Source organism: Corynebacterium sp. MSK008 (assembly GCF_030232585.1).
Taxonomy (GTDB): Bacteria; Actinomycetota; Actinomycetes; order Mycobacteriales; family Mycobacteriaceae; genus Corynebacterium.
This window is the reverse complement of the sequence record NZ_JASPJX010000006.1, coordinates 72,557-91,215: the sequence shown is the minus strand read 5'-3', so window position 1 is coordinate 91,215 and position 18,659 is coordinate 72,557. Positions and strand designations below refer to the sequence as shown.

Below are 18,659 nucleotides of genomic sequence, written 5' to 3'. Positions count from 1 at the left end.
TTACTGTGTACCCCGTACGGGATTTGAACCCGTGTTACCGCCGTGAGAGGGCGACGTCCTAGGCCGCTAGACGAACGGGGCGCGCTCGCTTGTTTGCGACTTGTTAAAGATAAAGGACGTTACCACAAACCTACAAATCGCCTGGTTAGAGCCCAGAAACGCCAAGCGCCGGCCCCAGCGTGTCCCAGCTTGCGACCAATTCTCGGCGGAACAGCCCGTAGTTGTGGGTGCCCTCTTCGAACTCATACCAGTCAGGGTTCAGCCCCTTGCGCCGCGCCTCGGAGAGGAAGTGCAGGGTGCAGGTGTAGGCCAGCTGCTCATCCGGCACGAGCAGCGGTTCCGGCGAGTCTTCCACCGGCACGTCCCACTTTGACGGCAGGCCGCGCGAGGCCGTTAGGAACAGCGTCTTGCTCTTGAGGTCGTCGACGTTACGCACCGGCGAGTGCGCCGCCCACGCACGGTCCCACGCCCGCCCCCACATCCTCGACGGGTCGCCCTTGAACTGCTTGACGGTGCCGTACGCGAAGGCCTGCCCCACCAGCCCTGTGGTGGACGGGCACGACGAGTACGTGCCGGCGGCGACGAAGCGGTCCTCCATCGCCGCGATGTGCAGTGCCGGTCCTCCCGACATGGAAAGCCCAGCGATGGCATCGCGGCCGGTGCCGTGGAAGTGCTCGTCGATAAGCGGAGGCAGCTCCTTGGTCAGGTACGTGGTCCACTTGTACACACCGTGCTTGGGGTCCTTATCCGCCCAGTCCGCCTGCTGCGAGCCGACGGAGCCGCGCGGGGTGACCACGTTGACGTGCTTGTCCGCAAAGAACTTGGCAGCGCCGCCGTCCTTCCACCAGGGAGTTTTCTCGCCGCCTCCGGCGCCGCCGAGGAGGTAGTACGTGGGCCGCGGTTCCGTGTTCTCCGGGCCGCCGGCGGGCAGGATCAGCTCGTTTTCGACCTCTCGGCCCATGGACGGCGAGTACACGGTGAGCACCCACACGTTGTCTTGCAGGTGCTCCAATTTCCGGTATTGCGCGGGCGACAAGTGTCAACTACTCGACCCCGCAGACCCGCCGACAGGTTGCGGCGCCTCCTCCGGAAGCGGCGTCTTTGTCACCGGGGTTTCTCTCAGAAAGGGTTGCACGTCAAGAGCCGGCCCGATCACACCCCAGCTCTTGCGCATGGATTTCTCGAATAGACCCCAGCTGTGCGTGCCCTCAACCTGCGGGTACCACTGGACGTCCAGACCTGCGCGCTGCGCTTTATCCACGAAGTATTCGGAGCAGGCGTACGACGCGGCCTCGATGGCCACAGGCGGCCCGATGCGCTCTGAGGACGTCTTCGTGTCGTCGATAGCACCGGGCACTCCCTGCGCGGCGGAGACAAACAGTTTCGTGCCCTCGAGCGCCTCCAGGTGCAGGACGGGCGAGTGCGCCGCCCACGCCGGGTTGGAGGACATCCCCCACATCTTGCGGGGATCCGCCCCGTTGAGCTTCAGGGCCTGACGCACGTAGGTGTCACCGAGTACACCGGAGGTGGCCGGGCACCCGGAGTACGATGCCGCGGCGGCAAACCGCTCCGGTTCCAGGGACGCAATGTTGAAAGCAGGTCCGCCCGACATGGATATACCAGCGATCGCGTCTGTGCCGGTACCGTGGAAGTGCTCGTCGATAAGCGGGGGCAGCTCTTTGGTGAAATACGTCAGCCACTTGTTGCGGCCCGTCGCCTTGTCCTCGCGGTACCAGTCGGCCTGCATCGAGGAGACCGAACCGATCGGGGTGACCACATTGACCAGCTTGTCCTGGAAGAATTCCTGGTAGTCGGACGAGTTGCGCCAAGACCAGCCGTTGGCGGCGCCGTCCGCACCCATCAGCAGATACAACGTCGGCCGCGGGGCGTCGTTGTCCGGCCCACCGGGCAGGATCACCTCGTTTTTCACCTCCCTATCCATGGAGGGCGAATACACGACGACTTCGTAGACGTCGTTTTCAATCTGCGTCACTGACTTCAGTGTCGCGGGCTTCGCGTTTGGGTCCGGGAATGTGTCGCTGACGTTGCTCGAGCCATTGCCTATCGACGACCCGATGCCGCCTGCCCCCTCATAGAGCGGCGCACCGAAGACACCCCCGCCCAGCGCCGTGAGAAACAGCGCCGGGACCGCGAGCAGTGGAATCGAGGAAGACAAGCTCGACGCCGCTGCCGGCACGCTGAATGCATCGATGAGACTGGAGCCGCTTTGTCGAATTTGACCGCTGAACAGCGACGACAACTTCCATACCATGCGCTCACAGTACCGGAAGCGAAAAACCTCCGGCCCAAAAGCTGGACCGGAGGTTTTAACGTTGTACCCCGTACGGGATTTGAACCCGTGTTACCGCCGTGAGAGGGCGACGTCCTAGGCCGCTAGACGAACGGGGCATTAGGACACAGAACTTCACAAGCTCTGCAGCTGGCCTACCAGGACTCGAACCTAGAATGACGGTACCAGAAACCGTTGTGTTGCCAATTACACCATAGGCCATCGTTTTTTCAGTCTGACCTGCGCTTTCCCTTTCGGTTCCGCGCCTGTCTGCTGAACAACGTGGATTACTATAACCATGAATCGCTACAGCAACCAAATCCGCAGGCCACCGCGCAAATCGCGGCGACCATAACGGGCCATAACCACAGCGTTGTAACTACTCTGCTGCCTGGTACGGAGTGACCTCACGAGCCGCACGCAGACGCTTCAGCGTGGACTCGCGGCCGAGCAGCTCCATAGACTCGAACAGCGGCGGCGACACTGCGGCGCCAGTCGCGCCGACGCGCAGGGCACCGAATGCGACGCGGGGCTTCAACCCGAGGTCGTCGATAAGCGCCTTGTTCAACGCCGCCTCGATGTTGGGCGTGGTCCACTCCTCCACTGCCTCCAGCGCGGCGATGCCGGCGTCCAGCGGCTCGACGGCGGTGTCCTTGAGGTTCTTCTTCGCGCTCTTCTCGTCCAGTTCCAGGTCCTCGTCGGCGGTAACGAGGAACTTCAGCAGGTTGTAGCCCTCAGACAGCACCTTGATGCGCGTCTGCACCAAGTCCGCAGCGACGGCGAACTTGTCCGCCGGGTAATCCTCAGGGAAGTCGGTGTGCTCGGTCAGGTACTCGCGCAGACGATCGCGGAAGTCCTCCGGCTCGAGCAGGCGAATGTGGTCGGCGTTGATGGCCTCGAGCTTCTTCTGGTCGAACCGGGCCGGGTTGCCCAGCACGTTATTGACGTCGAAGGCCTTGACAAACTCGTCGACGCTGAAGATGTCCTGGTCCGCGGACAGCGACCAGCCCAAAAGCGCCAGGTAGTTGATCATGCCCTCCGGGATGATGCCGTTGTCGCGGTGGTTGAATAGGTTGGACTCCGGGTCGCGCTTGGACAGCTTCTTGTTACCCTGCCCCATCACGAACGGCAGGTGGCCGAACTCCGGGGTGAACTCTGCCACGCCGACGCGCTTGAGCGCCTCATACAGCGCCATCTGGCGCGGGGTGGACGACAGCAGGTCCTCGCCGCGCAGGACATGGGTGATGCCCATCAGCGCGTCGTCGACAGGGTTGACCAGCGTGTACAGCGGTGCACCGTTGGAGCGGGCGACCACAAAATCCGGCTGCGTTTCGGACTTAAACGTCACCTCGCCGCGCACAAGGTCGTTCCAGGTCCAGTCCTGGTCCGGCATACGCAGGCGCCACACCGGCTTGCGGCCTTCCGCCTCGAACGCGTCGATCTGCTCCTGCGTCAGGTCACGGTCGAAGTTGTCGTAGCCCAGCTGCGGGTCGCGGCCGGCGGCCTTGTGGCGCTCCTGGACTTCTTCGTTGGTGGAGTACGCCGGGTACACCTCGCCGGCCTCGATGAGCTTGTTCAGCACGTCCGTGTAGATCTCAGAACGCTGGGACTGGCGGTACGGCTCATGCGGGCCGCCCACATTAATGCCTTCGTCCCAGGTCAAGCCCAGCCACTCCAGCGACTCGATGATCGCCTGGTAGCTCTCCTCCGAGTCACGCGCGGCATCCGTGTCCTCGATGCGGAACACAAACGTGCCGCCGGAGTGGCGCGCCTGCGCCCAGTTGAACAGTGCCGTGCGCACCATGCCCACGTGCGGGGTTCCAGTTGGTGACGGGCAAAAACGTACGCGCATTGAAGAGTCAGTCATGTGCGCAATCGTAGCGCGCAGAGCCCCTTGCCTATCGACGTCCTCCGGTGCCCCACCGAGGCCCCCATTCTGCGCCCGCAGAACCGGCACAACATGGTTTTGTAAAACTCGGCCTAAAACAAAACTCAAAACCCAATACCCCCAGCTCCCCCTCACCACTGTGGCCGAGTTTTACAAAACCGCGCCTTGACAGGCGCCCCGGGTCGCTCCCCGGGAGGCGCTTAGGTAGTGCGCTACTTGGAGTGGCGGGAGAGGAACGCCCACATTTCGTCGGCGGCGGACGGCGAGTACCACCAGTGGTGGTTGGAGCCGTGTACCTGGATCACTTCGACGCCCTTGCGGCAGCCGCGGGCGGACACGCGGGTGGCGTTGTACAGCGGGGCGCGGTCGAGGCCGGGACCGCAGCCGTTGCGGACGGCGTAGGAGCCGAATAGCTCCGGCACCGGCAGGACGCGCTGGCCACGGCGAGTGGTGCCGTAGTACGGGGTGAGCGTGTCGTTCATGCCGTGCAGCGCCATGAATGCGATGGGCAGGTTCTGACAACCGCGGTTTACGGGCGCGTAGTACGCACCGGATACGCCTGCGACGCCGGCGAAAAGGTCGGCCATGTGGCAGGCGGAGACTGCTGCCATGCCGCCGCCGGTGGACATGCCGGTGGCGTAGATGCGGCGGCGGTCGATGTTGTAGTAGCGCTGCACGTCGTTGATCATTGCGCGCACGTAGGCGATGTCCTGCCCGGGCCGGGTGACGGCGGTCGGCGACCCTTCCCAAGATGCGCCGATTGCGCGTGGGTAGACGATGATCGCGTTCCGCCCGACTGCAGATTCGCGCAGGCGTGAGTAGTTGCGGAAGTTTTCGGTGGAGTCTTGGTAGGCGGAGTAGCCCACCATCACCGGGGTCGGGTTCGCCGGGTTGTAGCCTCGCGGGACCCAGATGAGGTAGCTGCGGCCGGCGGCGCGGATTTCGCCGTTGGTGCCGTTAGCCACCGGCGCTGGTGCCTGGGGCGCCCACGGCGCAGGCGCAGGCACCGGCGCCGGTGCGGGCACCGGGTTGCGCGGGAGAGACGAGGTGCCGGGGATGGTGTCGTTGGCCATCTGGACGAACTTGTTCCACTCGGCGTTCGCGCGGTTCACAGCGTCGGCGGCGGCGCGGTTGGCGTCGTTAATCGCACGGTTGACCTGCCCATTGATCTGCGAGGACATGTCTTGGGCGCCTGCTTGCACCGGGGCGATCGCGCTACCTGCGATGAGCAAGGCAGCGAGACCACCTGCAAGGCTTTTCACAATTTTCACACCGGCAACTTTAAACTCGCTTTTATGTATCAACAAGCGATACAGACGTGCGTGCACAAATGGGGGTTCGTTAAAGTACCGTCACATGCCCACTTCCAGACCCGATAGCGCCCCGGACTTCCTGCTCTCGCGTGGCAACGGCTCCGTGCGCACTCAAGGTGCACTCCGCACCTTCGACGACGCATGGGAGGCCGCGGACGCGATCGCGCGCGGCGAGGAAGAAATGGTTGTCGGAGCTTTGCCCTTCGACCACGACTGCCCGGCGGCACTCACGGTCCCCGAGCGCATCATCCGCGAACCGGGTGCGCTCGAGCCGCACCCCTACTACCGCGTCGGCGAGGGGTCGAAACTGCGCGCAATGCTTATCGACGTCGACCCGTCCCCGGCCGAGCACCTGCGCCGGGTCGAAGCCGCCATCTCGACGATTCAAAGCTCCGCCCTGGACAAAGTCGTGCTGGCGCGTGCGGTGGACATCGCCTTCGACCCGCCGGTGGATCCCCGGCTGGTCGCGGCGCGACTCATCGACCTGTCGTACACCCACGATGGGTTCATCGCGGATCTGACACCGTCGGGGCGCGCAGGGCATTTTCTCGTTGGCTCATCGCCAGAGGTGCTGGTGCGCCGGCGCGGCAGGCGCGTCTGGTCGTTTCCCCTGGCGGGCTCCGCCGCCCGCGTCCCGGGCGACAGCGCCGCAGACACCGCGGCGGCCAACTCACTGCGCGATTCTGCGAAAGACCTCGACGAACACCGCTTCGTGGTCGACCACATCCGGCGCATCCTGGCGCCGCTGTGCAGCGAGCTCACCGTCCCCGATCTGCCTAGGCTGGAAAAGACCAGCGAGATGTGGCACCTGGCCACCCCGATTGAGGGTGTACTGAAAGATCCCGCGCCGAGCGCGCTCGATCTCGCACTGAGCCTGTACCCGACCCCGGCTGTCTGCGGCACCCCGCAGGCGGCGGCGGAAGCGTTAATCACCACCGCGGAATCCGACCGCGGGTTCTACGCCGGCGCGGTGGGCTACACCGATGCTGCCGGCGACGGCGAGTACATGGTGGCTATCCGCTGCGCCGAGGTCAACGGCGACGGCACCCGGGCCCGCGCCTGGGCGGGCGGCGGTTTGACCGCCTACTCGGACCCGCAGGCCGAGCTCGACGAGACCTCGGCCAAGCTGCGGACCATCATGCGCGCGCTGGGCCTGTAGCTAAGCCCGCTCGACCGGGTTGCCCAGCTTGCCGATGCCGGGGATTTCCACCTCGATGTAATCTCCCGGCACCATCTCCGCGGTGCCGGCGGGCGAGCCGGTGGCAATGACGTCGCCAGGCAGCAGTGTGAAGGATTCGGAAACCCACTCCACCATCTCCCCGACGGATTTGATCATCTGGTTGGAGTTGGAATCCTGCTTGGTCTCCGTGACGCCGTTGTGGGTGTGGTGCGCCTTGATGGGCAGGTTGGCAAAGTCGAACTTCTCCAGGTCCGTCTCAATCCACGGGCCGATGGGGCTGAACGTGTCCATGCCCTTGGCGCGCGCCCACTGGCCGTCGGCGAACTGCAGGTCGCGCGAGGACACGTCGTTGATGATGGTCACGCCGCGGATGACAGACTTCCAGTCTGCAGCCTTGACATTCTTGCACGGCACCCCGACGACAAGTGCGAGCTCGCCCTCAAACTCCACCCCGGTGGCAAACTCCGGGATCTTGATGGCGGCGCCGGGCCCCACCACGGCGGTGGACGGTTTGATGAAGATCGTCGGCGGCAGGTGCTCTGAGGATTGCTTGAACACCTCCGCGACGTGGTCGGCGTAGTTGCGCCCCACTGCCACCACCTTCGACGGCAGGGTTGGGGCGAGCAGGCGAACGTCGTCGAGCGCGTGCTCTTTGCCGGTGTACTCGGGGTCGGTGAACGGGGTGCCGGCGATGGCCTTCGCGGTCTTCCCCTCGTCGTCGATGACGGCGAACGTCATTCCTTCAGGTGTTGCAATTCGTCCAAAACGCATGTGACCGAGCATACAACCCACATACAAAAGTGGCGTTACTCGGATGCGGTCAGCGCGAGATACAGCTCCGCGCACGCCACGGCGTCGGTTAACGCGTTGTGGTTCGCGTACGCAGGCAGGTTGTAGCGCTGTCGCACCCTTGGCAAACGCAGGTCCTCGCCACGCGGGTACGTGCCCATGCGCTCCATGTGGCGCCGCTCCATGGCGAAGGTGTCCACCACCTCACTGTCATGCAGCCGCCACGTGGACCCGCGCACGTCTTTGTGCAGCTTGCCTAAAAACCCGGTCTCCATTTGCGCGAAATGCGCGAGCAACCTGCGCCCTTCCAACGCCGCCAGAAACGCGTCGAGCACCTCGGCGGGATCCCGGCCGAGCGAAGCGACGTCGTCGTCGGTCACCCCGTGCAAGGTGGCGGACTCCCCCACGTCCGCCCCGCGCAGCACGAAATACTCGGCACCGGATAGGTCGATCACCCGACCGTCGACAGGCACCCACCCCACGGACACCAGCTGCGAGCGCTCGGGCTTCAGCCCCGTGGTTTCGACGTCCACGGCGAGCAGGGAGCCGTCGATAAGCTGCCGCTTCTTCGGACCGAACAGCATCTCACACCGCCCTGGTTGGGTACGCGGTGGAAAGCGCGTTTTGCAGCGACTTGATCACCCCGAACGCATCCCGCAGTGCCGCGCGGTCACGCTCGGGCAGCTGCTTCGGGTCGATGCGGTAGTTCGGCGCCTCACCCGCACGCACCTGCTTGGCTTGGTGCCGCATGGCCAGGTTGGCGAGGTACTCGTAGGCGTCCAACAGATCCGCCGCACCCTTCGCCGAAACCGGCCCACCGGCGGCACCGCCTAAGCGCCCGATGGTGTCCACCTCATCCACCCCGGCCGCGATGGCGTACAGCCGCGCCATCTGCACTACCGCCGCGGTGCCGCCGCGCTTGATGTCCAGGGTGTGGGCGTAATCGCCGCTGCGCTCGAGCACAAACCCACGGAAGAAGCCCACCGGCGGCTCGCGGAACGTGGCCAGCGCGGCCAGGTGGGTGTGCAGTCGGCGCGAGCCATGCGCGGACGCCAGCGCGCCAGAGCGCACCCGCGCGGCCATGTCTTGCCAGCCGTCGCCGAACCCGAAGACGGCGCGGAAGTCAAAGAACACCTGCGCATGCAGCAACGCGTCCGGTTTCGGCGCGGTAACCCAGCCGTGGAACGTGCGGCCCCACTCGCTTTCCGTCATCCGCCACTGCGGCGAAGAGGCCATCATGTCGCCCGGGCACAACGCCTGGCCGGCGCGGGCGAGCCCCTCGCAAACAAACGCGCTGAGCTCCGCGAAGTACTCACCGTGATGCGCGGCGTCGTAGGAATCCGCGAGCACGAGCGCGTTGTCTTGGTCGCTCGCCGGCCCCATCTCCCCTCGCGCCTGCGAGCCCGCCGCAACAAATGCGAAGGGCACAGGCGGAGGCCCAAGCTTCTCGACGGCTAAAGTGCCCAACCTTTTCGCCACCGCATCCGCAATCGAGGTGAGCAGCCGTTGCGTCTCTGCAGCCGAGGCGCCGCGCTCGAAAAACCGCACCGCGACCCGCGCCGCGTCCCGGTAGGCACCGTCCAGCTCATCCAGCGAGGCCTGCGCCACGTCCGCCGCCAAGTAGATCGGGTCCGCCTGCAACTGGCGCATGATGTCCGCGGCAGTGACCACGCCCGCCACCTGGCCCTGGCCGGCGACCGGCAGGTGGTGGATGCCCAGCTCGCTCATGGTCAGCATCGCCTCGAACACGAGCGCGTTGGGCGCGATGGTGCGCACGGGGCTGGTCATCACTTCCGCCACAGGCCTGGACGTGTCCACGCCGCCGGCGACCACGCGCGAACGCATGTCGGCGTCGGTGATGATGCCGACAATATCCTGCCCGTCGGTGATGATCAGGCTGCTGATGCCCTCCTCGCCCATCGCGCAGGCAGCATCGGCGATGCTCACGTGCTGCTCCCGCGTGACCGGCTCGCGCCCGGCGAAAATCTCGTGCAGCGGGGTGCGCAGCACGTCGGTAGCGCCGCCATCGCGTACCTCGTCGGCGGCGGCCCGCACACGCCGCGAAGCGGTTTGGAAGAACCGGCCCATGTCCGGAAACTGTCCCAGCAGCTCGAGGAACACCTGCCGCGGGAGCATGAGCAGAATGCTGTCTTCCACCGCCTGCATGAGATAGGCGGACTCGCGTTCGCCCACCAACGTGGAGTAGCCGAAGTTCAACCCGGCTTCGCGCCGGTCCAGCAGGAGGTTGTCCTCGCTGACGATGTCTACTGCACCGGAGCGGATGACATACAGCGTGTCGTTGGGCTGGCCCACCTCCACCACGGCCTGTCCGCGGCGGACATAAGTGATGCCCATCTGCGCGGGAAGCGCGCGAAGGGTGTCCTCGGGCAGCGTCGAAAACGGCTCATGCTGGGCGAGGAAACCGTAGACCTCATCAAGCTCCACACTCATGGAGCAAGATTATCTTGCCGCCGGGCCCGATATCAGCGGTTTCTACTGGTAGCTAACAAACCACGGACGCGGATTGACGTCGCGGTAGGTCTGCTCCGGGGTAAACGTCGGGAAATCCTCGTCGAAGAAGTTCTTCCACGCCATGAAGAAGTTCGGGTCTAGACCCTCGCGCAGCACGTTCCAAGTGTCGAACTTCTGCTCCGGGCCGCCGTGGCCGTCGGCGTGCAGGACCCAGGCGAGCTCCGGCTGGCCGGTGACGACGTTTTCGCGGTCCGGGTACATGGCCACGTTGAACTGGTGCAGGATCATCGCCTTCTGCGGCAGGTTATTGTCCCGTACGAGCTGCGCGAGCCAGTCCGCCACTTCGTTAATCTCGCCCGAGGTGGCGCTGCCGATGCGCGACAACGGTTGCTCGCCCGGGTTGAGCTTCCACTCGGCGTCCAGCGCCAGGCCGACGTTCGGGCGCTTGAGCAGCTCCTCGTACAGCTTGGCCTGCTCCAGGAAGCTGCCTTGGCCGGGTTGGAGATCGATCACGGCGTAGCCGCCGGCGTCCACAATCGCGTCGACGTAGGGTACGAGGTCCTCCATCGGCGTTTCGTTGGAGTAGTTGCCGTCGTCGCCCGGGCCGCCAGAGGCAACCGTGGCGATGACTTCGAATGCGGGGATGACTGGGGCCTCGCTAAACGGCTGGTAGTCCTCCGCATATTTCTTCGCCAACTCCACCGCTGCCGCCGGGTCCTGCTCCCCCATCACACCCAAGTCCGGGCCGTAGGGGTGCCCGTAGAGCGCCACCATGCGACGGCCCGGGAACACCAGACCGCCGCCGCCCGGCAGCTCGCCGTTTTCCGCCAGCGCCGCACGGGCCTGGAAGTTCTCGGTGTCGCCCCACTGGCGCCCCAACGCGAGGGTGTCCTGCTCGGTGACGGTGCGCATGCTGTCCGACGTGGCGCGCGGATCCGGCGCCGCCAGCACCTGCACCTCGGCGCCGGCCGCACGCGCGGTGGCCACAGACGCACGCGAGGACAGCGCTGTGGTGAACACCGGCGGCATGGTCAGTTCGCTCGGGTTCTCCGGCTCCAGCGCGGCAATGGCCGCGGCATCGCTGGCCGGATCCGCGGAAGCGACCGCCTCGGCGTCCTCTTCCTCGCCCGGCACGTTGATCACACGTGTGGCGCCCAGGCGCTCGACTTCGGCGTCGACGGCGGCATCGGTGCCGTCGAGACGCACGAGCATCGGCGCCCCGAGCTTGACCGCAATCGCCGCTGCCTTGAGCTGCTGGTCGCGCTCCTTGGCGGAGACCACCACGGTCTCGGAGGAATCAAAGAGGCGCTGCGAGACCTCTACACCGGTGCCGTCGGCGTCCTGGATTACCTCGTCACCATTGGTTTCAAGGACTTCCGGCTGCGCAATCCCGCCTTCCGTGCTGCTGCAGCTGGTCAGCACCAGTGCGGTTGCGGTCAAAACGGCGGGGATCGTGCGGGTCACATGCATGCGCACAACCCTACTTCAGGGCGGCGGCGATCCTGTCACCCACTTCGGCGGTTCGCACCTTCGTATCACCGCGGGAGGCCACGTCGCGCTCGACGGCTTCCTCGATGCGTGCGGCGTTGTCCTCGTCGCCGAGGAAGCGAAGCATCATCGCCACCGACAAGATCATCGCGGTGGGATCCGCAATGCCCTGGCCAGCGATGTCCGGTGCGGAGCCGTGCACCGGCTCGAACATGGAGGGGAACTCCTTGGCGGCGTTGATGTTGCCGGAGCTTGCAAGGCCCACACCCCCGGCGACGGCGCCGGCGAGGTCAGTGAGGATGTCGCCGAAGAGGTTGTCGGTGACGATGACGTCGTAGCGCTGTGGGTCCTGGACCATGTAAATCGTCGCGGCGTCGATGTGGTTGTAGTCCACCTCAACCTCAGGGAACTCGGCCGCCACCTCGTCGACGACGCTCTGCCACAGCCCACCTGCGTTGACCAGCACGTTGGTCTTGTGCACCAGGGTGAGCTTCTTGCGGCGGGTCATTGCCAGCTCAAACGCGTAGCGCACCACGCGGGCGACACCGTGGTGGGTGTTCTGGGACACCTCGCAGGCGACTTCTTGCTCGGTGCCCTGGCGCAAGGTGCCACCGTTGCCGGCGTAGAGTCCCTCGGTGCCCTCGCGCACCACCACGAAGTCGATGTCGCCGGGGTTGGCCAGCGGGCTCACCGACGACGGGTACAGCCGCGACGGGCGCAGGTTGACGTAGTGGTCCAGCTTGAAACGCAGCGGCAGCAGCAGGCCGCGCTCGAGTACGCCGGCCGGCACGCGCTCCGGGTCACCGATGGCGCCGAGCAGGATTGCGTCGTGTTCCTTCAGCGAGTCAAGGTCCGCATCCGTGAGCAGCTCCCCGTTTCGCAGGTAGCGTCGGGCGCCGAGGTCGAAATCGGTGGTCTCCACGTCGTCGCGCACGGTGCGCAGGACCTTGAGTCCTTCCGCCATGACTTCCTGTCCGATGCCGTCGCCAGCGAGCACTGCAATTTTCATATTCTGAAACCCTCTTCTCACATAGTAGAAAACAGCCTCAGACTATCACCTCGCGCCACGCTAGTAGGCCGCTTCCGCCTCCCGGATCCGATCGATCAACTGAGCGGAGGTGCCGAACTGGCTCCCCAGCGCCACCAACGGGCGCTCAGCCAGCCCAGCCATGGCGAACAGGGTCTGCTCGCTCTTGCGCGGATCCGCCAACGGCACAACGGTCACATCCGCTCCGTAGCTACGCGCGTTTGCCACTGACGGGATGGAGGACTCCCAGGTGGCAACCACCCGCGGTGCCATGTTGGCATCGCGGCGGGACTGAATGGGGAAGGGTTCCGGATTCGCCGCGGGCAACACCGACGGGTCCGCCCATTGAGCGCGCAGCCACATCGGCTCGCGCTGGTGCAGGCTGGAAACCTCACGCACCGCCTCCTGCGGCGTGGCGACGGTGCGCTCCCGGTAGCGCAGCGCAGTCATCTGTTCTAACGCCCGCAGCCCGCCAGGGTCGCGCTGCACGCTCACCGCACCTTTCGACGGCGCAATGGCCACGTCTCCCACAGTGAGCACGTTCACAGTGCGCATATCCGCAATCATCTGCACGTACTCGGCGTGACGGGTGGGGTCGTACACCATCATCGGCGCGTTCGTGGTGACCGCGATGGACGCCGCGCGCAGCTGCGCTTCGACGGACGTGTCGCTGAGCACAAGCGTCTCAGACGTCGGGAAGAACAGCTTGGTGGTTTTGATGCCGAGGACGTCATCGACGACCTCCGGCTCGCCCGCGAACAGCTTCCCCGCGTGCTTGGATTGGTTCACGCCGCGGGCGCGCTCGAGCGGACTCAACTGCGCCTCGGGAGCACAGGACGTCAGCATCGCGGAGGCGGCGAGGACTGCGGCCACGCCCACGACGGTGTTCGCTTTTGCCACTTACGCCTCGCCCGGCTCCCAGTCGCGCTCGGCGGCACGGTCCATGGCGTACTCGATTATGCCCACGAAACGCTCGCGCCTGTCAGCCACGAAGCCCTCCCAGTCAGAGGCCAGAAGGAGTTCTGGATCCATCTCGTGGCCGTCAAGCATGGCGTCGAACTCGTCGTCTTCCAGCAGGGACTTCGACTGCAGCCGGGGCAGGTAGCGCTTCGGCTCGTTGCGCTCAATGACCACGTCGGTGCGCCGGCCCATCGGCGTGCGGTTCAGTACCGAATCAACCAGCTGCGGGTCCTTCTCCAGCGCACCGGTGACGGCCAGGTATTCCGTCGGGAACACCTGGCGGAAGCGGGGCTGCAGCTGCTCCACCGTCTCCGCGGTAAACAGCTCCGCGGTGCGCCAATCACGTGCGCCGCGGGCCATGAGCAGCGAGTACAGGCCGCGGTAGATGCCGCTGTCCGGGCCGGCTGTGCGCAGGCGGGACTCAAAAAATCGCGCCTCGGCCACCGTGCGGGGCAGCTCGTCTGTATCTCCACGCACCCACGGCGTCACCTCAGTCACGTCCAAGCCAATGCGGATGGTGGGCGCGTGAGCACCGTACAGCTCGCCGAACACACCGCACCAGAACCAGCGGTTGAGCCGGTCGGCCGCACCTTCGCGCTCGAGTGCGCCCGAATCCTCAGCCAGGCGCGCCAGGATCACCGCGAGCGGGATCAGCTGGGCTGGATACGGCACCTGGTCCGCGTAAACGACGCGGCGCTCCTCCAAAAACCTCGCCGCGGCGAGGAAACCGTCCAGCATTTCGCCTGCGTGCGCCCGGTACTGCTCCAGCGAAATGTCCAGGATGTCGCCGCGGTGGCCCCGCGCGGAGCCCCTCCTACTGGTCAGCAGCAGCGACAGCGCGCGCAGAAACTCCACTCGCCCCACGCTGTCCAGCACGGGGTGCTCGCGCAGCTTGTGCTCCGTATCCCGCCAGTTCTCCGCCAGCACAAACGACGGGTCCTCGGAGGCGAACACCGCCGTGAGCAGCTCGAAAACGTCCATCTGCACGCCGGCAGAGTTGGCGAACGCGAAGATCTGACCAACGCCCGCCTGCGTGGTTTCGCGGTCCACGCGGATCACCGGCACGTCGTACGCCGGAAGCCCACGCATCACTTGGTTGACAAAGTGCTTGACCGCGTCGCGCAGCTGCTCGTCTTCGGTGCTCGCGACCATGTCCACAAGCAAGTCGTTGCCCTCGGTCCACAGCAGCATGCTTACCGGAATGACACCGTTATTTATATAGGCCTCGCGTGAATTCAACGCACCGTCGACGTCCGGCCCGAAGTGGGAGCGCACCTGGCCCTGCTCATCCACCGCGAATAGCGCCTCCACTGGCATCGGGTCTGCGGACACCGCTACGCGCACGTCCACCATGAAGCGCCGGCGGATCGGCCGGCCCAGGTAGTCCACGGTGTGGACCTCGCCGTCGTTCTTGAACGCCTGGTAGAGCGAGGTCAGGCGCTGCTGTCCGTCCAGAAGCAACAGCCCGGGGGCGACGCCTTCCACCGCTACACCTTCGAGCGGGCGCGGCTTGAAACGCTGCTCCGTGTTGCGCGTATCCAGGGCGAGGAACGAGCCCACCGGGTAGCCGCGCAGCACGGAAGTCACCAGGGTGCGAACCCTGTCGACGTCCCATAGGTACTCCCGCTGAAAGTCAGGCAGCTGCAGCTCTCCCCGCCCCGCGCGGGAAAACAGGTCTTTGAGTGAGTAGCTCGGCGTGGTGAAACCCATGTCTCCCAAGCGTAGTGCAGTTTCAGCACACCTTCTCGTGACCGATGTGCTCAGGAGGTTCAATCTGCACCGTCGCGTGCTCCACCCCAAGGTGCGCCAGCGTGTCCTGCACCCGGTCCAGCAGCTGGTCGCGGTCCACCCTGGGGCCCGCCACCACGTGCACCGTGGCTAATACGCTCACCCCGTCCAGCGACCACAGGTGCAGGTCGTGCGTATCCGTCGCCCCTTCGACCTGCCGTAGTGCGCGCTCCACTTCGTCCGCATCGAACCCCGCCGGGACGTGTTCGAGCATCACCCGGGCCGAGCGCACCATCAGCTGCCAAGCCCGCGGCAGCACCAGTGCCGCAATAACCAGGGAGGCAACCACGTCAGCACCGGTAAACCCGGTCCACGCAATCACCGCGCCAGCCACCAGCACTGCGACGGAGCCGAACATATCCACCAGCACGTGTAAGTACGCGCCCTGCACGTTGATCGAGCCCTCCCGGTGGCGCGAGAGCACCCATGCCGAAGCAACGTTCGCGATCAGGCCAATCATCGCGATGACCATCATCGGTCCTGTTTCCACCGGTTGCGGGTCGCGCAACCTGCGCACCGCCTCGACCACGATCCAGATGGAAATTGCCAGCACAGTGGCAGCGTTGATCAGTGCAGCGAGCACTTCCACGCGCCGGTAGCCGTACGTCGCGGTTGCGGAAGCGGCCTTTTGTCCGACGATGATGGCGAGAAGGGAGATGATCAGCCCCGCGGCGTCGGAAAGCATGTGCATCGCGTCCGCGAGTAGAGCCATCGACCCAGAGAGCAATCCGCCGACAACTTCCGCGACGAAAACCGTGCCGGTGATCGCCAGTGCGACTGCGAGCGCGCGTCTCGGAGCGCCGTGGGCGTGGTCGTGGTTGTGGTTGTGGTGATCGTGCATTTCGGTCCCTTTCACATTGCCTCTCGATGACCTACGGTATGCACCTTTTCGCTTAATGACAACTTATTGAAAACTATTCCTTTTGCGCCCCGCCACCCGGGGAGTCCTGGGAAAACACCGGATGAAATGAGACGTCTAGCACATATTTTCCCGCGGTGCTTGCGAAAGTTTTGTTACAGTGGGCGGTCGTTCACCGCGGATGCTGGTACAGCCTTGCGTCCGACGGAAACGTTATGCCAGCACTTGTGTTAGCACGAAAGGAATTTACAATGAACAACCCCATCGACCCGAAGCGCAACCCGAAGGACTTCGCCAACGACGCTAAGGACTTCGGCAAGGACAAGGCCCAGGACGCGAAAAACCTCGGCCAGGACAAGCTGAACGACGTGCGTGGCCGCGGCGACGTCGAGGGCGCCGACCGTGTTAAGGACGTCAACGTCGACCGCACCAACGTTGAGCCGGACAAGGATGTCCGCGTTGAGCGCACCACCACCGAGCGCACCGCCGCTACCCCGGCCCGCTCCACCGCAGGTTCCACCGCGGTGACTGAGGAGTCCAACAGCGGCGGCGGCTGGTGGAAGTGGCTGCTGGGCCTCCTGGTCGCACTGCTGCTGCTGTGGCTGCTGTGGTCCCTGTTCTCCGGCGACAACGGTGAGGGCGAAACCGCCACCTCCACCACCACCGCCGCAACCGAGGTTGTCTCCGAGACCACCACCGTCGAGGGTGACGCTGCAGAGTCCGCAGCAACCGACGCGGAAGAGTCCGCAACTGAGGGCGCTGGCGAGCCTGCAGACGAGACGGTCACCGAAACCAACATCGTCGACGAGATCACCGAGACCCTCGCACCGGAGGGCGCTGAGGCTGAGGCTGAGGCGACCAACTAGTCGCTAACAACCCTTTACCCCGCGTCTCCCAAATTGGGAGGGCGGGGTTTTCTCGTGCGGGACCGCTGCGGGATCGCACACGAAAAACGCGGCGGAGACCTCAGGCCTCCGCCGCGTGGTCGCTGCCTGTTTAGCGAGCGGTGTCGGTGAGCGGATTCTTGACCCAGCTCATCATGTCGCGCAGCTCTTCGCCGGTCTTTTCAATCGGGTGTTCGGAGACCTTCGCGCGCAGGTCCTCCAGCTCCTTGTTGCCACCTTCGACGTTGGCAACGAGGCGCTTGGTGAAGGTGCCGTCCTGGATGTCCTTCAGGATCTCGCGCATGCGGTCCTTTGCGCCTGCGTCGATGACGCGCGGACCGGAGAGGTAGCCGCCGAACTCCGCGGTGTCGGAGATGGAGTAGTTCATGTTGGCCAGGCCGCCTTCGTAGATCAGGTCCACGATCAACTTCATCTCGTGCAGGCACTCGAAGTACGCCATCTCCGGTTCGTAGCCTGCCTCGGTCAGCACCTCGAAGCCGGACATGATCAGGTCCTCCAGGCCGCCGCAAAGCACGGCCTGCTCGCCGAACAGGTCGGTGACGGTCTCAGCTTCGAAAGTGGTCGGGATGACACCTGCGCGGGCGCCGCCGATTGCCGCGGCGTAGGACAGGGCGAGTTCCTTACCGTTGCCCTGCGGGTCCTGCTCCACTGCGATCAGCGCCGGCACGCCCTTGCCGTCTGCGAAGGTGCGGCGGACCAGGTGGCCCGGGCCCTTCGGCGCGACCATGGCGACGGTGATGTTGTCCGCAGGCTTGATCAGGTCGAAGTGGATGTTCAGGCCATGGCCGAAGAACAGCGCGTCGCCGTCCTTGAGGTTCGGCTCGATATCCTCGGTGAAGATCTGGGCCTGGGAGGTGTCCGGGGCCAGCAGCATGATCACGTCGGCCCACTCAGCGGCCTCCGCGTTGGTCTTGACCTCGAATCCGGCCTCGCGCGCCTTGTCGGCGGACTTGGAGCCTTCTCGCAGGCCGACGACCACCTCAACGCCGGATTCGCGCAGGTTCTGCGCGTGGGCGTGGCCCTGGGAGCCGTAGCCGATGATGGCGACCTTCTTGCCCTGGATCAGGGACAGGTCTGCGTCGTTGTCGTAAAGCACGTCGATTGCCATGTGTACGTCACTTCCTTCATTCTGTGAGACGGTCATTTCACATTATGACACAACCGTCTCGGGTTTTTAAGATTTACTCTGACTTCGCCATCGTCTTGGATCCGCGCGATAGCGCCACCGAGCCGGAACGCGCCAACTCGCGGATCCCGAAGGTGTCCATCACCTCAAGGAACGCCTTGAGCTTTGCGGAGTTGCCGGTGGCCTCAATAATCACGGAGTCCACCGCCACGTCGATCACGCGCGCGCGGAACAGGTTGGCGGCGTCCACCACCTGCGGGCGGGTCAGGTTGTCCGCGTTGACCTTCACCAGGAGTAGCTGGCGGCCGACAGACGTGGCGTCGTCAAGCTCGAGCACCTTGTGCACCTGGATGAGCTTGTACAGCTGCTTGGTGATCTGCTCCACGGCATGGGGCGTGGCGTCCACGACGACGGTGAGGCGGTTGATGCCCTCCTTCGCCGTCTTCGCCGAGACAAGGGAGACCAGGTTGTAGCCGCGGCGGGTAAACAGCGCGGTGACGCGGGTGATGATGCCGTCAACGTCGTCGACGAGCACCGACAGTGTGTGGCGTGTGATCTGTTCGGGCTGTGCCAT

General features: G+C 65.1%; 16 protein-coding genes and 3 tRNA genes. 2 read left to right on the top strand and 17 right to left on the bottom strand.

Annotated features, from left to right (window positions below):
* Nucleotides 1–8: 8 nt before the first annotated feature.
* The 7 genes from QP996_RS06540 to QP996_RS06510 form a co-directional block, all read right to left on the bottom strand.
* Nucleotides 9–81 (bottom strand) — tRNA-Glu (locus QP996_RS06540).
* A gap of 64 nt (nucleotides 82–145) precedes the next feature.
* On the bottom strand, nucleotides 146–1,012 hold the full coding sequence (locus QP996_RS06535; protein ID WP_284871809.1) for an alpha/beta hydrolase: 867 nt from the start codon (nucleotides 1,010–1,012) through the stop codon (nucleotides 146–148).
* A 27-nt stretch (nucleotides 1,013–1,039) separates the two neighbouring features.
* Nucleotides 1,040–2,272, bottom strand: a complete 1,233-nt coding sequence (locus tag QP996_RS06530; protein WP_284871807.1) for an alpha/beta hydrolase — start codon at nucleotides 2,270–2,272, stop codon at nucleotides 1,040–1,042.
* A gap of 64 nt (nucleotides 2,273–2,336) precedes the next feature.
* A tRNA-Glu gene (locus QP996_RS06525) sits at nucleotides 2,337–2,409 on the bottom strand.
* Between the two features lie 31 nt (nucleotides 2,410–2,440).
* Nucleotides 2,441–2,512, bottom strand: a tRNA-Gln gene (locus QP996_RS06520).
* Between the two features lie 157 nt (nucleotides 2,513–2,669).
* Nucleotides 2,670–4,157 (bottom strand): glutamate--tRNA ligase, encoded by a 1,488-nt coding sequence (gene gltX / locus QP996_RS06515; protein WP_284871806.1) that lies wholly within the window; start codon nucleotides 4,155–4,157, stop codon nucleotides 2,670–2,672.
* A 233-nt stretch (nucleotides 4,158–4,390) separates the two neighbouring features.
* On the bottom strand, nucleotides 4,391–5,449 hold the full coding sequence (locus QP996_RS06510) for a CE1 family esterase (RefSeq protein ID WP_284871805.1): 1,059 nt from the start codon (nucleotides 5,447–5,449) through the stop codon (nucleotides 4,391–4,393).
* 85 nt (nucleotides 5,450–5,534) lie between these two features.
* Between QP996_RS06510 and QP996_RS06505 the strand changes: the two genes are divergently transcribed.
* Entirely contained in the window at nucleotides 5,535–6,650 is a 1,116-nt protein-coding gene (locus QP996_RS06505) for an isochorismate synthase (protein WP_284871804.1), read from the top strand.
* On the opposite strand, the gene QP996_RS06500 is transcribed toward QP996_RS06505, so the two are convergent.
* The 8 genes from QP996_RS06500 to QP996_RS06465 are packed head-to-tail and all read right to left on the bottom strand — an operon-like array spanning nucleotide 6,651 to nucleotide 16,036.
* The gene (locus QP996_RS06500) at nucleotides 6,651–7,442 is read right to left on the bottom strand and encodes a fumarylacetoacetate hydrolase family protein (RefSeq protein ID WP_284871803.1); all 792 of its coding nucleotides are present in this window, start codon (nucleotides 7,440–7,442) and stop codon (nucleotides 6,651–6,653) included.
* 35 nt (nucleotides 7,443–7,477) lie between these two features.
* Complete coding sequence (locus tag QP996_RS06495) at nucleotides 7,478–8,044, bottom strand: 3'-5' exonuclease (RefSeq protein WP_284871802.1); 567 nt, start codon at nucleotides 8,042–8,044, stop codon at nucleotides 7,478–7,480.
* Nucleotide 8,045: 1 nt separating this feature from the next.
* Nucleotides 8,046–9,911 carry a DUF294 nucleotidyltransferase-like domain-containing protein gene (locus QP996_RS06490; RefSeq protein WP_284871801.1) on the bottom strand — a complete coding sequence of 622 codons (1,866 nt, stop codon included), beginning with the start codon at nucleotides 9,909–9,911 and terminating at the stop codon, nucleotides 8,046–8,048.
* Nucleotides 9,912–9,953: 42 nt separating this feature from the next.
* Nucleotides 9,954–11,402, bottom strand: a complete 1,449-nt coding sequence (locus QP996_RS06485; protein ID WP_284871799.1) for a cell wall-binding repeat-containing protein — start codon at nucleotides 11,400–11,402, stop codon at nucleotides 9,954–9,956.
* Nucleotides 11,403–11,412: 10 nt separating this feature from the next.
* Nucleotides 11,413–12,429, bottom strand: coding sequence for a 3-isopropylmalate dehydrogenase (locus QP996_RS06480; protein ID WP_284871796.1), 1,017 nt, complete (start codon nucleotides 12,427–12,429; stop codon nucleotides 11,413–11,415).
* Nucleotides 12,430–12,489: 60 nt separating this feature from the next.
* Complete coding sequence (locus tag QP996_RS06475; RefSeq protein ID WP_284871795.1) at nucleotides 12,490–13,347, bottom strand: hypothetical protein; 858 nt, start codon at nucleotides 13,345–13,347, stop codon at nucleotides 12,490–12,492.
* Nucleotides 13,348–15,117 carry a DUF262 domain-containing protein gene (locus tag QP996_RS06470; RefSeq protein ID WP_284871794.1) on the bottom strand — a complete coding sequence of 590 codons (1,770 nt, stop codon included), beginning with the start codon at nucleotides 15,115–15,117 and terminating at the stop codon, nucleotides 13,348–13,350. It abuts the gene before it with no gap.
* 22 nt (nucleotides 15,118–15,139) lie between these two features.
* Complete coding sequence (locus tag QP996_RS06465; protein WP_284871793.1) at nucleotides 15,140–16,036, bottom strand: cation diffusion facilitator family transporter; 897 nt, start codon at nucleotides 16,034–16,036, stop codon at nucleotides 15,140–15,142.
* A 269-nt stretch (nucleotides 16,037–16,305) separates the two neighbouring features.
* On the opposite strand from QP996_RS06465, the gene QP996_RS06460 reads away from it, so the two are divergent.
* Nucleotides 16,306–16,920: a hypothetical protein gene (locus QP996_RS06460; protein ID WP_284871792.1), complete on the top strand. Its 615-nt coding sequence runs from the start codon at nucleotides 16,306–16,308 to the stop codon at nucleotides 16,918–16,920.
* A gap of 130 nt (nucleotides 16,921–17,050) precedes the next feature.
* Here QP996_RS06460 and ilvC read toward each other — a convergent pair whose 3' ends face one another.
* A complete protein-coding gene (gene ilvC, locus QP996_RS06455; RefSeq protein ID WP_284871790.1) occupies nucleotides 17,051–18,067 on the bottom strand; it encodes a ketol-acid reductoisomerase in 1,017 nt (338 codons plus the stop codon).
* 73 nt (nucleotides 18,068–18,140) lie between these two features.
* The gene (gene ilvN, locus QP996_RS06450; RefSeq protein WP_284871788.1) at nucleotides 18,141–18,659 is read right to left on the bottom strand and encodes an acetolactate synthase small subunit; all 519 of its coding nucleotides are present in this window, start codon (nucleotides 18,657–18,659) and stop codon (nucleotides 18,141–18,143) included.